Here is a 14,179-nt window from a genome sequence, read left to right on the forward strand (position 1 = left end):
GAAGGAGCACGGCATGCCTCTCACCACCACCGCCTACGACAACGGCGGCGACCTCGCCGCGTACACCGACTCGCTCATCGCGACGAAGGACTCCCGCGAGCCCGACTGGAACACGCTCGCCTTCCAGGCGAAGGCCGGTGACCAGTACCGCCGCGCCCAGATCCGCTACGTCGGCTCCGGTGCGACCGGCAACCACGAGGGCGACAACCGGATCATCCCGTCCGGCGGGTTCACCTTCTCCAACATGCTGCTGCCGCCCGGTGCCGAAGGCCCCGAGCACACCCACCACGACGTCGAGGAGGCCTTCTTCGTCCTGGAGGGCGAGGTCCGGGTCGGCATCCACCGCGGCGAGGACGAGGCGGAGTACCGCACGCTCGGCTACCGGGACATGATCGTCGTCCCGGCGGGTGTGGCCCGCTCGCTGAAGAACGAGGGCGACAAGGACGCGCTGTTCTGCGTCGTCATCGGCACCCGGAAGCCGCAGGTGCCCACGTACCCCGAGCACTCGCCGATGCACGGTGTCACCCGTGACTGACCGGCGCGCCGGCGTCCGTACGGTCGTCGTCACCGGGGCGGGCCGTGGCCTGGGACTGGCCATGGCCCACCGGGCCGGCGCGGACGGATTCCGCGTCGTCCTCGCCGAGCTGGACCCGGCACGGGGCGAAGCCGCCGCCGGGCGGCTGCGCGAGGAGGGCCTCGACGCCCACTTCGTACGCTGCGACGTCGCCGATCCCGCGTCGGTGGAGGATCTCGCCGCCGCCGTACGGGAACTGGGCCCGCTGTACGGCCTGGTGAACAACGCGGCGCTGGCCAACGGCGTCGGCGGAAGTGAGTTCCAGGACATCGACGTGGCGGTGTGGGACCGGCTGATGGCGGTCAACGCCCGCGGCCCCTGGCTGGTCGCGAAGGCCCTCCATCCGCTCTTCGCCCCGCCCGGCCGGATCGTCAACATCGCCTCGGACGCGGCCCTGTACGGCTCCCCGCGGCTCGCGCACTACATCGCCTCCAAGGGCGCCGTGATCGCGCTGACCCGGGCCATGGCGCGGGAACTGGGCGACAGGGGCATCACCGTCAACGCGGTGGCGCCCGGCCTCACCGAGTGCGAGGCCACCGAGAACGTCCCGGCCGAACGCCACGGCCTCTACCGCGCGGGCCGTGCGATCTCCCGCGCGCAGCAGCCCGACGACCTCACGGGCCTCGTCTCCTTCCTGCTGAGCGAGGAATCCCGCTATCTCACCGGACAGGTGGTCGCCGTCAACGGCGGCTTCACCATGAACTGAACCGACGGAGCACCCCATCATGGATCTGGCCCTCGCCGACCGCACCGTACTCGTCACCGGCGGCAGTTCGGGCGTCGGCCTCGCCACCGTCCGCGCCCTGCTCGCCGAGGGCGCGAACGTCGCCACCTGCGGGCGCGACGCGGACCGGCTCGCCGGGGCGGCCGCCGGGCTCGACGGCGGCGACCGGCTGCTGACGGGCGTGTGCGACGTCCGGGACGCCGCCGCGGTACGCGACTTCACCCGGCGCACGGCCGATGAGTTCGGCGGCATCGACGGCCTCGTCAACAACGCCGGGCAGTCCCGGATGAAGGGGCTCGACGAGTCCACCGCCGAGGACTGGCGCGACGAACTGGAGCTGAAGTTCGCCGGGGTCCTCCACCCCGTGCACGCCGCCCGCCCGCATCTGTCGGTCTCGGACGCGGCGAGCGTCGTCAACGTCAACGCGGTCCTCGCCAAGCAGCCCGAGACCCGGCTGATCACGACGAGCGCCGCCCGCGCCGGCATCCTCAACCTCTCCAAGTCCCTCGCGGTCGAGCTGGCGGGCGACGGGATCCGGGTCAACTCGGTCTGCCTCGGCCTGATCGACACCGGGCAGTGGACCCGCCGCCACGCCGCATCCGCCACCGGCCTCGCCTACGAGGAGTGGCAGGCGGAACTCGCCGCCGACCGCGGCATCGCGCTCGGCCGGCTCGGCCGCGCCGAGGAGGTGGCGTACGCGATCGTCGCGCTGCTGTCGCCCCGCGCCTCGTACATCACCGGCACCAGCATCGACGTCTGCGGCGGAGTCGGCCGCTCCATCCTCTGAGGAGACCCCACCATGCGTTACGACAACGGAGGCGAACTCCTCGTCGCCGTCCTGCGGGAACTCGGCATCGACACCGTCTTCGGCATCGTCAGCGTGCACAATCTGCCGCTGGTCGAGGCCGTCGACCGCGAACTGCGGTTCGTCCCCGTACGCCACGAGGCGTCCGCCGTGAACGCCGCCGACGCCTACGGGCGGGCCCGCGGCACCATCGGCTGCGCCCTGACCTCCACCGGCACCGGCGCGGGCAACGCCGCCGGGTCACTGATCGAGGCCCTCAGCGCGGGTACGTCCGTGCTGCACGTCACGGGTCAGGTGGAGAGCGGGTTCCTGGGCAGCGGACGCGGCTTCATCCACGAGACCAAGGACCAGCTGGGCATGCTGACGGCCGTCTCGACGTACGCCGCGACCGTGACCGGCGCCGATACGGCGGGCCGGGTACTGCGCGACGCCGCCCGTGCCGCGCTGACCGCACCGGGCGGCCCCGCGAGCGTGGAATGGCCGATCGACCTGCAGTACGCCGCACAGACCGACACCCCGGCCGAGAGCGCCGAGCCGGCCGTGCCCGCCCCCACCGACGGTGAACTGGCGGCCGCCGGCGCCCTGCTGGCCTCGGCGCGCAGGCCCCTGGTGTGGGCAGGCGGCGGCGCCGTCCGGGCCCGCGCGGAACTCACCGGGCTGCTGGCCGCGAGCGGCGCGGGCCTGATCACGTCCAACTCGGGGCGTGGCTCGGTGCCCGAGGACCATCCGCAGGTCGTCGGCAACTTCGCCACGACCCCCGCCGGGCGCGCGCTGCTCGCCGACGCCGATGTGCTGATCGGCGTCGGCAGCCACTTCCGGTCCAACGAGACCGCCGACTACGGGCTGGCGCTCCCCGCGGCGCACATCCAGATCGACGTCGACGCCGCCTCCCTCGGCCGGGTCTATCCGGTGGAGCACGCGCTGCACGGCGACGCGGCGGCGGTCCTGGCCCGTCTGCTGCCGTACGCGCGGGCCGCCGAGGCGGGCTGGACGGACCGGGTCGCGGCGGTGCGGGCCGAGGTGCGCGCCGCGCTGCACGACTCCATCGGCCCCCAGGCGGCGATCTGCGACGCGATCCGTGCCGCACTTCCCCGTGAGGCGGTCGTCGCCCGCGATGTCACCATCCCGTCGAGCAGCTGGGGCAACCGGCTGCTGGAGATGTACGACCCGCGCGACAACGTCTTCCCGCGCGGCGGCGGCATCGGGCAGGGCCTCGGCATGGGCATCGGGGCCGCGCTCGCCCGGCCCGGCTCGCCGACGGTGGTCCTGGCCGGTGACGGCGGCCTGGCGGTGCATCTGGGCGAGCTGCTCACCCTGGCCCAGGAACGGCCCCGGCTCACCCTGATCGTCTTCAACGACGGCGGCTACGGCGTCCTGCGCAACATGCAGGACCGCTACGGCGACCGCCGCTCCGGGGTCGACCTCGTCACCCCCGACTTCGAGCAGCTGGCGCGGGCCTGCGGGCTGCCGTACTTGCGGATCGCCGCCGAGGAGCACTCACTGCCGGTGGTGACGGCGGCCGTCGCGTCGGACGGACCGACGCTCGTCGAGGTCGATCTGACGGCACTGGGCCCGATGAAGAACCCGTTCACCCCGCCCGTGAAGATCCCCGGCGCATGAGCCGGAGAGGAGGCAGCAGGCCATGAGCGACAACGCGCTGCGGCAGAGCGAACTCCGGCTGACCGTGCACCGCATGACATGGGAGGCGGACGGCGTCCTCTCCGTCGAGCTGGTGCACCCCGAGGGCAAGCCGCTGCCCGCGTGGACGCCCGGAGCGCACATCGACGTCCATGTGGGCGGGCAGATCCGCCAGTACAGCCTGTGCGGCGACCCGCGGTCCACCTGGGTCTACCGGATCGGTGTCCTCGACGCCCCGTCGTCGCGCGGCGGTTCGCGGTACGTGCACACCGGGCTGCGTCCCGGCCAGGACGTCACCGTCTCCGAGCCGCGCAACCACTTCGCGCTGGAGGACGCCGCCGGGTACGTGTTCGTCGCGGGCGGCATCGGGATCACGCCTCTCCTGGCGATGGCACGCGAGGCCGCGCGCAGGGGCACCCCGTGGCGCATGGTCTACGGCGGGCGCACCCGTTCGTCGATGGCGTTCACCGGTGAACTGGCCGCGCTGGACGGTGAGGTGGCCCTCGTACCGCAGGACGAGCACGGGCACATCGACCTGGACGCCGTGCTCGCCGGGCTGGCGGAGGGGACGCTGGTGTACACGTGCGGCCCCGAGCCGCTGCTGGCCGCCGTCGAGGAGCGCTGCCCGGCGGATCGGCTGCGCCTGGAGCGGTTCGCGGCGCCCGTCGTGGAACGCGCCGACGACGACGGCGCGTTCGAGGTCGAGTGCCGCGGCTCCGGAGTGACCCTGTCCGTCGGCGCCGGCACCTCCATCCTCCAGGCCGCCGAGGACGCCGGTCTGACCGTCAGCAGCTCCTGCCGCGACGGCATCTGCGGCTCCTGCGAGACCCGTGTCCTGGACGGCGTCCCCGACCACCGTGACTTCCTGCTCAGCGAGGCCGAGCACACGGCGAACGCGACCATGATGATCTGCGTGTCGCGCTGTGCCTCCGGCCGTCTCGTCCTCGATCTGTGACCACCCCGTTGGAGGCTTCGATGACCACCGCCCCCTGGCCGTACCTGGACGTTCACCAGTCCCGTACGCACGAGCCCACCCCGTACGAGCTGAAGCTGGCCGCCACGCTCGAAGAGGTCTTCACCAAGGACGGCCACGAACTGGCCGATGTCGTCCGCGGGCTCAACGCCCGCCAGGTCCACGCCCCCGACGGCGCCCCGTGGACCGAGGAGTCCTTCCGTACCGAGATGAAGCGCCTGGGAGCCTGACCATGACCCCTTCAACGCCCCTTTCCACAACCGCGTGCACGGCTCCTTCCGCCGACGACATCTACGCGACCGGGCTGCGCAACCAGTGGCATCCCGTCGTCCCGTCCCGCTTCGTCGCCCCCGGGGCGATGCGCAGGGTCACCGTGCTCGGCGAGCAGTGGCTGCTGTTCCGGCGCTCCGACGGCGCCCTGGCGATGCTCGCCGACCGCTGCCCCCACCGCGGCGCCCCGCTGTCGCTGGGCAAGCACCTGGGTGACCGGGTGGCCTGCTGGTACCACGGCGTCGAGGTCGGGACCGACGGCACCGTGTCCTCGGTGCCCGGGCTGCCCGGCTGCAACCTGGAGGGCAGGAAGCTGGTCGCCTCGCTGCCGGTGCGCGAGGTCGGCGGGGCCGTCCTCGCCTACTTCGGCGACGAACGGCACCCGGAGCCGGTCGACCTGGCGCTGCCCGATCCGCTCACCGACCCGGACGCCGACGCGTTCCTCTGCTACGCCGAGTGGAACGTGCCGTGGCGGTACGCCGTGGAGAACCTCCTCGACCCGATGCACGGGGCGTTCCTGCACCACGAGTCGCACACCATGTACGACGGGGACACGACGGCGAAGTTCCGCATCCGGGAGACCGGCCGCGGCTACTTCTTCGAGAAGACCGACCAGCGGGGCGTCAACTTCGACTGGGTCGAGCTGTGCCGCACCGGCGCCGACTGGGTGGACCTGTCCATCCCGTACCCGCCGTCGGCGGGCCCCGGCGGCCCGTTCGGGATCGTCGGCATGGTGTGCCCGGTGGACCGCGAACGCACCGGCGTCTTCTTCTGGCGCTACCGCCGCGTCCAGGACTGGCAGCGCGACACCTGGCGCTTCCTGTACCGGACGGTGATCGAGGAGCGGCACTGGGAGGTCCTGGAGCAGGACCGGGTGATGCTGGAGGCCATGCCGGCCGACGCCGACCAGCGGGAGAACCTCTACCAGCACGATCTGGGTGTCGTACGGTTGCGGCGGCTGTACCGGGCGCAGGCGGAGCAGCAGGCGGCGGCCGGCTGATCACGGCCGACCGGCCCCGCCGTCCGCGGTCGGCCCCGGCGGGGAACGGTCCGGGCGACAACGGTCGGGGCCTGAACCGCATACCCAAAAGTCCGTCACAGGGGTCATAATCATCCGATACATCGGATGTCTTCCTGAGACGAGGTCGCCATGGCTGTCACCGACGAGGCCATCGAGAAGATCAAGGGGATGATCGTCTCCGGCGCGCTGCGGCCGGGCGACCGCCTCCCCAAGGAGAGCGAACTCGCCTCCGAACTGGGCCTGTCCAGGAACTCGTTGCGCGAGGCGGTCCGCGCGCTGTCGTTGATCCGCATCCTCGACGTACGGCAGGGCGACGGTACGTACGTCACGAGCCTGGACCCCCAGCTGCTGCTGGAGGCGCTGAGCTTCGTCGTGGACTTCCACCGGGACGACACCGTGCTGGAGTTCCTCGCCGTGCGCCGGATCCTGGAACCGGCCGCGACGGCGATGGCGACGTCCCGGATCAGCGAGGACGAGCTGGACGCCCTGACCGCACAGCTCGACGCGCTCGGACCGCAGCCCTCGGTGGAGGAACTCGTCGCCGCGGACCTGGAGTTCCACCGCGGAATCGTGCAGACCTCCGGCAACTCCGTCCTCTGCTCACTCCTCGACGGCCTCTCCGGGCCCACCACCCGGGCCCGCGTCTGGCGGGGACTGACCCAGGAGGACGCGGTCAGCCGCACCCTCCATGAGCACCGCGCCATCCTGGCGGCGCTCCGCGACCGCGACGCGGAGGCCGCACGCTCATGGGCGACGGTCCACATCGCGAGCGTGGAGCAGTGGCTGCGGTCGACGCTGTAGGTGTGACGCCGGCAGGTGCGGGGCCCGGGAACGTCTCCCGGGCCCCGCACCTGCCGGACAGCCCCTAGTCCCAATGCCAGTGACTTAACGAGCCACTCGAAGCTCTGACGTGCGGAAACATCGCCCATGGGGCCTCCGCCGGGCGCCAAAGTCACTGGTATTGCCCCTAGTCCTGCTTCTCCCCGCTCGCGAAGCGGGAGATCACCAGGGCCACGATGATGATCGCGCCGTTCAGGAACTGGTTCCAGAGCGCCGGTACGCCGCCCAGCGTCATCACGTTCACGACGAGTTGGAGTGTGAGCACACCGGTCAGGGCACCGAACAGCGTGCCGCGGCCGCCCTTGAGGCTGATGCCGCCGATGACCGCGGCCGCGAACACCTGGAAGATCCAGCCGTTGCCCTGCGTGGCCGCGACCGAGCCGTAGTGGCCGGTGTAGAGGATGCCCGCGAACGCGGCCAGCAGACCGCCGATCGCCAGCACCACCCAGGTGATCCGGTCCACCCGGATGCCGGCGGCGCGTGCCGCCTCCGGGTTGCCGCCGATCGCGTACAGCGCGCGCCCGTGGCGCAGGTACGCCAGCGCCCCGCCGCCGACGGCGAAGAGCGCGAGGCAGATCCACACGGCGGCCGGTACCCCGATCCAGTCCGTCTTGCCGAGGTAGCGGAAGGACTCCGGCACGTCGGTGATCGACTTGCCCTCGGTGATGCCGATGTGGAGACCGCGCAGCATCGTCAGCATGCCGAGGGTGGCGATGAACCCGTTGACGCGCAGCTTGAGCATCAGGAAGCCGTTGACCGCGCCGATCGCGAGACCGACCAGCAGGCAGACCGGGATGGCCATCCAGACCGGGAGGAGTTCCAGTCCGGCGAAGCGGCCGCCCTCCGCCGGAAGGATCAGCCACATGGCGATGACCGGCGCGATGCCGATCGTCGACTCCAGCGACAGGTCCATCCGGCCGCAGATGAGGATGAGTGCCTGGCCGAGCACGAGCAGGCTCAGCTCCGAGGACTGCTGGACCACGCTGATGAGGTTGGTGGAGGTGAGGAAGACCGGCGAGACGATGAAGCCGATCACCATCAGCACCAGGATCACCGGCACGAGCGAGAAGTCGCTCCACCTGATCAGTCGCAGCCGGTTCAGCGGCACCCCGGCGGCGGTCCTCTCGGCCGCCGGCGGCCGTATGGTCTCGGTCATTCCCGCTCCCCCACTCCTTCCATGGCGGCGACCAGCTCCCGGTCGCTCCATCCGCTGCCGAACGTGGCGACCACCCGCCCGTGGAACAGGGCGAGGACCCTGTCGCACACCCGCAGGTCGTCCAGTTCGTCCGAGATGATCACGGCCGCACTGCCCTCGTCGGCCACCCTGCGGACCACACCGAGGAGTGCGTCCTTGGACTTGACGTCGACGCCCGCGGTCGGCCGTACGGCGATCAGCGCGCTCGGTCCCCGGGCCAGCGCGCGGGCGACGACGACCTTCTGCTGGTTGCCCCCGGAGAGCCCGGAGACCTTCTGCTGCGGCCCCTGGGTCTTGATGTCGAGCGAGGCGATCATCGACCGGGCGAACTCCCGTGTACGCGACGGCAGTACCGTCCCCCACGGTCCGAGCTGGTCGGCGACAGTGAGGGTGGCGTTCTCGGCGACGCTGCGGTCGAGGACGAGGCCCTGGAGATGCCGGTCCTCGGGGATGTAGCCGATCCCGGCGTCCAGGGCGTGCGGCACGCTGCCCGGCCGGACGGCCCTGCCGCGTACGGTGATCCGGCCGGCGGTGGCCTTGCGCAGTCCGGCCAGCGTCTCGCCGAGCGCGGTGTTGCCACTGGCCGTGGCGCCGGCGAGTCCGACCACCTCGCCGGGCCGCACCTCCAGGTCGAGCGGGTCGAACTCGCCGTCCAGCGCGAGGCCCTCGGTGCGCAGGACGGGTTCGGCGTCCTTTCGGACCTTGCTCGCGGGGGCATGCCAGGCGGCGGTGCCGCTGGTGGCCTCTCCGGTCATCGCCGCGACCAGGTCGTCCTTGGCGAGCGCGGCGACGGGGGCGCTGAGCACATGGCGGGCGTCACGGTAGACGGTGACGGTGGTGCACAGTTCGTACACCTCCTGCAGATGGTGGGAGATGAAGAGGAACGCCACTCCCTGGCTCTGCAGTTCCCGCAGCTTCCCGAACAGCCGCTGGATGCCTCGGGCGTCGAGCTGGGCGGTCGGCTCGTCGAGGATGATCAGCCGGGCACCGAAGGACAGGGCCTTCGCGATCTCGACGAACTGCCGCTGCTCGACGGGGAGATCCTTGGCCCGTGCGGTGGGGTCGACGCTCACCCCGTACTCGGCGAGCAGTTCCGCGGCCCGCCGCCTGAGCCTGGGCCAGCTGATGAGGCGGCCGCCGGGGCGGCCGGTCTCGAAGCGGTTGAGGAAGAGGTTCTCGGCGACGGTCAGATCGGGCACGACCATCGACTTCTGGTAGACGCAGGCGACCTTGGACTGCCAGGCCGCCGTGGAGCCGAAGGCGGGTGCGGGCTCGCCTCCGAAGGTGACCGTGCCCGCGTCGGGCCTGTGCAGTCCGGTGAGCACGCCGACGAGGGTGGACTTGCCTGCTCCGTTGCGCCCGACGAGTGCGTGGGCCTCGCCGGGTGCGACGGTGAGCCGTACTCCGTCGAGTGCGAGGGTCGGGCCGAAGCGCTTGACGATGCCTTCCGCCTCGACGGCGGGCGGTGCCTGGTGGGCCATGGCTAGCTCTTCTTCTCCAGCTGGTTGGCCCACAGCTTGGGGTCGTCCACGTTCGCCTTGGTCACGAGCGGTGCCGGGAGCTGGTCCTCGAAACCGTTCGGGATCTTGATGATGGTCGAGTCGTGGTCGGTCGGCCCCTCCTTGAAGGTCTTGCCCTCCAGGGCCGCCCTGGCGTAGAAGAGCGCGTACTTGGCGTACAGGTCGGCGGGCTGGGAGACTGTGGCGTCGATCTTCCCGGCGCGGATGGCGTCCAGTTCCTCCGGGATGCCGTCGTTGGAGATGATCGTGATGTGGCCGGGCGTGCCGGGCGCCTTGAGCAGCTTCTTCTGCTCCAGCAGGGCGAGGGTGGGCTGCAGGAAGGCACCGCCGGCCTGCATGTAGATGCCGCCCAGGTCGGGGTGGGCGGCGAGCGTCGACTGGAGCTTGGCGGAGGCGACGTCGCCCTTCCACTCGGTGGCCAGCTCGAAGACCTGGATGCCGGGGAAGTTCTTGTCCATGCACGCCTTGAAGGCCTCGGAGCGGTCGCGGCCGTTGATCGAGGACAGATCGCCCTGGAACTCGGCGACCTTGCCCTTGCCCTTCAGCTGCTCGCCGAGGTACTGGCAGGCCTTCTCGCCGTATGCGCGGTTGTCCGCGCGCACGACCATGTAGACGCTGCCCTTGTCCGGGCGGGTGTCGACGGAGACGACCGGGATCTTCTTCTCGTCGAGGGTCTGCAGCGTCTCGGCTATCGCGCCGGTGTCCTGCGGCGCCATGACGACGGCCTTGGCGCCCTGGTCGGTGAAGACCTGGACGTTGGAGACGAGCTTTCCGATGTCGTTCTGGGAGTTGGCCAGCGGGAGCGCTTCGACCTCGCCGTCCTTGACGCCCTTCTCGATGTACTGCTGGTACGAGTTCCAGAAGTCGGTGTCGCTGCGCGGCAGGTCGATGCCCACCTTGCCGGCGGCCGACCCGCCGCCCTGGTCCCGGTTGCAGCCGGCGAGGGCGGTCACGGCCAGAAGTACGGCGCAGGCGGCGGCACTTGTCGAACGCACTCTCATGGTCCTGTCCTTCGGTGGGTGGCGGCTCAGGCTCAGGTGTTCAGGCTCAGGTGTTCAGGCTCAGGTGCTCGGGCTCACGTGCTCGGGCTCAGGTGCTCGGGCTCAGGTGGCGGAACGCAGGCGCAGACCCTGCATTCCGCCGTCGACCGCGAGTGCCGTGCCCGTGACGGCGGCCGCGGCGGGGCTGGCGAGGTAGACGACGGCGGAGGCGACTTCCTCGGCGGCGACCAGTCGTCCGGTGGGCTGGCGGGCTTCGAGCGCGGCCCGTTCGGCCGCGGGATCGTCGGCCCGGTCGAGCAGCCGGCCGATCCAGGGGGTGTCGGCGGTGCCGGGGTTGACGCAGTTGACGCGGATGCCCTCGCGGACGTGGTCGGCGGCCATGGCGAGGGTGAGGGAGAGGACGGCGCCCTTCGAGGCGCTGTAGAGCGCCCGCTGGGGCAGGCCGGCGGTCGCGGCGATGGAGCAGGTCTGGGTGAGGGAGACGCAGCCGGGGCGTTCGGCGGCGGCCCGGCGCAGATGGGGCAGGGCGTGCCGGGCGGTGCGGACCATGCCGAGGACGTTGATGTCGAGGACCCGGTGCCACTCGTCGTCGGGGTTGTCGGCGACGGTGCCGATGGCGCCGATGCCGGCGTTGGACACAACGGTGTGGAGGGCGCCGTACTCCTGTGCGACGTCATCGATGGCGGTACGCAGTGCCATGTCATCGGTGACGTCCGCCTTCACCGCGAGCGTGCCCTGCGGCGCGCCCGCGGGGTCCCGGTCGAGGACGGCGACCCGGGCACCCCTGGCGAGGAGTTGCCGGGCGATGGCGGCTCCGATGCCCGAGGCGCCGCCGGTGACCACGGCCGCCATTCCCTCGAAGTCGTGTGCCGTTGTCATGAGTTGCCGACCTCCTGGGCGGACGCTCGGGCCTGCCAGACAGGCCCTTCCGGGTAGCGGTGCGCGGCGATCGACTCGGGCCGCATACGGGAGGAGAAGCCCGGCGTGCGCGGGGCGACGTAGCGCCCGTTGTCGATCACGGCGGGCGCGGTGAAGTGTTCGTGGAGGTGGTCGACGTACTCGATGACGCGGTCCTCCAAGCTGCCGGACACGGCGACGTAGTCGAACATGGCGAGGTGCTGGACGAGTTCGCACAGTCCTACCCCGCCCGCGTGCGGGCAGACGGGAACGCCGTACTTGGCGGCGAGCAGCAGGATCGCGAGGTTCTCGTTGACGCCGGCGACGCGGGCCGCGTCGATCTGGACGAAGTCGACGGCCCCGGCCTGGAGCAGCTGTTTGAAGACGACGCGGTTGGCGACGTGCTCGCCGGTGGCGACCTTGACGGGCTGTCCGGCCCGTACGGCGGCGTGGCCGAGGATGTCGTCGGGGCTGGTGGGCTCCTCGATCCAGTACGGCTCGTAGGGGGCGATGGCCTCCAGCCAGCGCAGCGCCTCGGCGACGTCCCAGCGCTGGTTGGCGTCCACGGCGATGCGTACGCCCGGGCCGACCGCCGCACGGGCGACTTTCAGCCGTCGTACGTCGTCGTCGAGGTCGGCGCCCACCTTCAGCTTGATCTGCCCGAACCCGTCGGCGACGGCCTGCTTGGCGAGGCGGACGAGTTTGGCGTCGTCGTAGCCGAGCCAGCCCGGTGAGGTGGTGTAGGCGGGATAGCCGTCCGCGCGCAGCAGTTCGGCCCGTTCGGCCCGGCCCGGCTCGGCGGCGCGCAGGATGGCGAGTGCCTCGTCGCGGGTCAGTGCGTCGGTGAGGTAGCGGAAGTCGACGAGGGAGACGAGTTCCTCGGGCGACATGCCGGCGAGGAACTCCCAGACCGGCAGCCCGGCCAGCTTCGCGGCAAGATCCCAGGCGGCGTTCACGACCGCGCCGACGGCCATGTGCATCACGCCCTTCTCGGGGCCGAGCCAACGCAGCTGGGAGTCATGGGTGAGTTCGAGGTGCAGGGCCGCGAGATCGGCGGCGGAGCGGGGCGCGGGCCGGCCGCTGACATAGGGACGCAGTGCCTCGATGGCCGCTGCCGTGACATCGTTGCCTCTGCCGATCGTGAAGCAGAAGCCGTGCCCCTCCTCGCCGGCGTCGGTGCGCATGACGACGTAGGCGGCGGAGTAGTCGGGGTCGGTGTTCATGGCGTCGGAGCCGTCGAGCTGTTCCGAGGTGGGAAAGCGGATGTCGTGGACCTCGAACCCTGTGACGGTCTGACTCATGCACGCCCCCCGGACGATTCGGTACGACAAGGACCCGGTGAACATCGGACCTCTTGGTCATCCGATGTATAGCGTCGTCTCGGGGGCCAGGTCCAGGCCTGGGGCAAACTTTCTCGGCTACAGCTCGGATGTATGTGCGGCTGGAACCGGTATTCCTCTGACCTATGCCCCTGCCGTATGGAAGTTCACCCAGGCGTGCACAGGGACTGCGGGCGGACCTCTGGGAAGCCGTAAGGTTGGGGCGTACGAAAGAGAACGTCGGAAGGAGGCCTGGGTGATCGAGCTCGAGGGGGTTCCCGAGCTGATCGACCCGGTCATGGTGGCCGCGTTCGAGGGCTGGAACGACGCAGGCGACGCCGCCTCCACCGCGGTCGCGCATCTGGACCGGGAATGGAAGGGCGAGGTGTTCGCGGCGCTCGACGCCGAGGACTACTACGACTTCCAGGTCAACCGGCCCACGGTGTGGCTGGACGGCGGGGTACGGAAGATCACGTGGCCCACCACACGGCTGTCCGTGGTCCGGGTCGGTGGCGAGAAGCCCCGTGATCTGGTGCTGGTCCGCGGGATCGAGCCGTCGATGCGCTGGCGCTCGTTCTGCAACGAGCTGCTGGGCTTCGCCCATGAGCTGGGCGTCGAGATGGTGGTGATCCTGGGCGCCCTGCTCGGCGACACCCCGCACACGCGGCCGGTGCCGGTCAGCGGTGTCACGTCGGATCCGGATCTGGCCAGGACGATGGACCTGGAGGAGACCCGCTACGAGGGCCCGACCGGCATCGTCGGCATCCTCCAGGAGGCGTGTACGCACGCCGGGGTCCCGGCCGTGTCGCTGTGGGCCGCCGTACCGCACTACGTCTCGCAACCGCCGAACCCCAAGGCGACGCTGGCCCTGCTGAACCGGCTGGAGGACCTGATAGACCTCCGCATCCCGCTGGGCGAACTGGCGGAGGACGCACGGGCCTGGCAGCTCGGGGTGGACCAACTGGCCTCCGAGGACAGCGAGGTTGCGGAGTACGTGCAGACGCTGGAGGAGGCGCGGGACACCGCGGAGCTCCCCGAGGCGTCCGGCGAGGCCATCGCCCGCGAGTTCGAGCGGTATCTGCGGCGGCGTGACGGAGGACCGGGGCCCGGCCCGGGTCCCGGTGGGACCGCTCCCGGCGCAGGCCCCGGACAGGCACCCGGCGGGCACGCGACGGAGAGCGGCGACAGCGGCTCCTATCTGCGCGACACTCCCCCTGCGCCCGGCGGGCGCGGGGGGCGGACGCGGCCGCCGAAGCCGCCCCATCCGGAGCCGGGCCAGAGTTCCGACGCCGAGCCGGAGCCCGGGGACGGTCCTGACCCCTCCGAGGACGACTGACCGCTGCGGGGTGTCGTGGTCGAGCGGGGCGGTGCCGGCAGGCACCGCCCCGTCGCCGTGCCGGGC

14 protein-coding genes are annotated in these 14,179 nt (G+C 71.3%); 9 read left to right on the plus strand and 5 right to left on the minus strand.

Features of this window, described 5'->3' with window-relative positions:
* The first annotated feature begins 13 nt into the window (after nucleotides 1-13).
* From OG766_RS06490 to OG766_RS06525, 8 genes are all read left to right on the plus strand, one after another.
* The gene (locus tag OG766_RS06490; protein ID WP_266375530.1) at nucleotides 14-535 is read left to right on the plus strand and encodes a cupin domain-containing protein; all 522 of its coding nucleotides are present in this window, start codon (nucleotides 14-16) and stop codon (nucleotides 533-535) included.
* Nucleotides 528-1,280: an SDR family oxidoreductase gene (locus OG766_RS06495; protein ID WP_328724749.1), complete on the plus strand. Its 753-nt coding sequence runs from the start codon at nucleotides 528-530 to the stop codon at nucleotides 1,278-1,280. Before OG766_RS06490 ends, OG766_RS06495 begins: the two co-directional genes overlap by 8 nt.
* A gap of 19 nt (nucleotides 1,281-1,299) precedes the next feature.
* Entirely contained in the window at nucleotides 1,300-2,085 is a 786-nt protein-coding gene (locus tag OG766_RS06500) for an SDR family oxidoreductase (RefSeq protein ID WP_328724750.1), read from the plus strand.
* 12 nt (nucleotides 2,086-2,097) lie between these two features.
* Entirely contained in the window at nucleotides 2,098-3,723 is a 1,626-nt protein-coding gene (locus tag OG766_RS06505; RefSeq protein ID WP_328724752.1) for a thiamine pyrophosphate-binding protein, read from the plus strand.
* A 22-nt stretch (nucleotides 3,724-3,745) separates the two neighbouring features.
* Nucleotides 3,746-4,696 carry a PDR/VanB family oxidoreductase gene (locus OG766_RS06510; RefSeq protein ID WP_328724753.1) on the plus strand — a complete coding sequence of 317 codons (951 nt, stop codon included), beginning with the start codon at nucleotides 3,746-3,748 and terminating at the stop codon, nucleotides 4,694-4,696.
* A gap of 20 nt (nucleotides 4,697-4,716) precedes the next feature.
* Nucleotides 4,717-4,944, plus strand: coding sequence for a recombinase-like helix-turn-helix domain-containing protein (locus OG766_RS06515; RefSeq protein ID WP_266375528.1), 228 nt, complete (start codon nucleotides 4,717-4,719; stop codon nucleotides 4,942-4,944).
* Nucleotides 4,945-4,946: 2 nt separating this feature from the next.
* Nucleotides 4,947-5,984, plus strand: coding sequence for an aromatic ring-hydroxylating oxygenase subunit alpha (locus tag OG766_RS06520; protein WP_266375526.1), 1,038 nt, complete (start codon nucleotides 4,947-4,949; stop codon nucleotides 5,982-5,984).
* 150 nt (nucleotides 5,985-6,134) lie between these two features.
* Nucleotides 6,135-6,806, plus strand: coding sequence for a FadR/GntR family transcriptional regulator (locus tag OG766_RS06525; RefSeq protein ID WP_266375524.1), 672 nt, complete (start codon nucleotides 6,135-6,137; stop codon nucleotides 6,804-6,806).
* Nucleotides 6,807-6,972: 166 nt separating this feature from the next.
* Here the strand turns inward: OG766_RS06525 and OG766_RS06530 are convergent, their stop codons facing one another.
* The 5 genes from OG766_RS06530 to OG766_RS06550 form a co-directional block, all read right to left on the minus strand.
* A complete protein-coding gene (locus OG766_RS06530; RefSeq protein ID WP_266375522.1) occupies nucleotides 6,973-8,001 on the minus strand; it encodes an ABC transporter permease in 1,029 nt (342 codons plus the stop codon).
* The gene (locus OG766_RS06535) at nucleotides 7,998-9,521 is read right to left on the minus strand and encodes a sugar ABC transporter ATP-binding protein (RefSeq protein WP_266375520.1); all 1,524 of its coding nucleotides are present in this window, start codon (nucleotides 9,519-9,521) and stop codon (nucleotides 7,998-8,000) included. Before OG766_RS06535 ends, OG766_RS06530 begins: the two co-directional genes overlap by 4 nt.
* A 2-nt stretch (nucleotides 9,522-9,523) precedes the next feature.
* A complete protein-coding gene (locus OG766_RS06540) occupies nucleotides 9,524-10,561 on the minus strand; it encodes a sugar ABC transporter substrate-binding protein (RefSeq protein WP_266375518.1) in 1,038 nt (345 codons plus the stop codon).
* A gap of 102 nt (nucleotides 10,562-10,663) precedes the next feature.
* Nucleotides 10,664-11,440: an SDR family NAD(P)-dependent oxidoreductase gene (locus tag OG766_RS06545; protein WP_266375516.1), complete on the minus strand. Its 777-nt coding sequence runs from the start codon at nucleotides 11,438-11,440 to the stop codon at nucleotides 10,664-10,666.
* The gene (locus tag OG766_RS06550) at nucleotides 11,437-12,759 is read right to left on the minus strand and encodes an enolase C-terminal domain-like protein (protein ID WP_266375514.1); all 1,323 of its coding nucleotides are present in this window, start codon (nucleotides 12,757-12,759) and stop codon (nucleotides 11,437-11,439) included. The genes OG766_RS06545 and OG766_RS06550 overlap by 4 nt, the downstream gene beginning before the upstream one ends.
* Before the next feature lie 274 nt (nucleotides 12,760-13,033).
* Here OG766_RS06550 and OG766_RS06555 point away from each other — a divergent pair, with 274 nt between their 5' ends.
* Nucleotides 13,034-14,113: a PAC2 family protein gene (locus OG766_RS06555; RefSeq protein ID WP_328724754.1), complete on the plus strand. Its 1,080-nt coding sequence runs from the start codon at nucleotides 13,034-13,036 to the stop codon at nucleotides 14,111-14,113.
* Nucleotides 14,114-14,179: the final 66 nt, after the last annotated feature.

The sequence above is a fragment of the Streptomyces sp. NBC_00259 genome (assembly GCF_036181745.1).
In the GTDB taxonomy this organism is placed as follows: Bacteria; Actinomycetota; Actinomycetes; order Streptomycetales; family Streptomycetaceae; genus Streptomyces; species Streptomyces pratisoli.

Excerpts from the sequence above, each read along its gene's own strand:
- OG766_RS06490 (WP_266375530.1), top strand. The coding sequence starts at position 14 with ATGCCTCTCACCACCACCGCCTACGACAACGGCGGCGACCTCGCCGCG.
- OG766_RS06500 (WP_328724750.1), top strand. The coding sequence starts at position 1,300 with ATGGATCTGGCCCTCGCCGACCGCACCGTACTCGTCACCGGCGGCAGT.
- OG766_RS06505 (WP_328724752.1), top strand. The coding sequence starts at position 2,098 with ATGCGTTACGACAACGGAGGCGAACTCCTCGTCGCCGTCCTGCGGGAA.
- OG766_RS06510 (WP_328724753.1), top strand. The coding sequence starts at position 3,746 with ATGAGCGACAACGCGCTGCGGCAGAGCGAACTCCGGCTGACCGTGCAC.
- OG766_RS06515 (WP_266375528.1), top strand. The coding sequence starts at position 4,717 with ATGACCACCGCCCCCTGGCCGTACCTGGACGTTCACCAGTCCCGTACG.
- OG766_RS06520 (WP_266375526.1), top strand. The coding sequence starts at position 4,947 with ATGACCCCTTCAACGCCCCTTTCCACAACCGCGTGCACGGCTCCTTCC.
- OG766_RS06525 (WP_266375524.1), top strand. The coding sequence starts at position 6,135 with ATGGCTGTCACCGACGAGGCCATCGAGAAGATCAAGGGGATGATCGTC.
- OG766_RS06530 (WP_266375522.1), bottom strand. The coding sequence starts at position 8,001 with ATGACCGAGACCATACGGCCGCCGGCGGCCGAGAGGACCGCCGCCGGG.
- OG766_RS06535 (WP_266375520.1), bottom strand. The coding sequence starts at position 9,521 with ATGGCCCACCAGGCACCGCCCGCCGTCGAGGCGGAAGGCATCGTCAAG.
- OG766_RS06540 (WP_266375518.1), bottom strand. The coding sequence starts at position 10,561 with ATGAGAGTGCGTTCGACAAGTGCCGCCGCCTGCGCCGTACTTCTGGCC.
- OG766_RS06545 (WP_266375516.1), bottom strand. The coding sequence starts at position 11,440 with ATGACAACGGCACACGACTTCGAGGGAATGGCGGCCGTGGTCACCGGC.
- OG766_RS06550 (WP_266375514.1), bottom strand. The coding sequence starts at position 12,759 with ATGAGTCAGACCGTCACAGGGTTCGAGGTCCACGACATCCGCTTTCCC.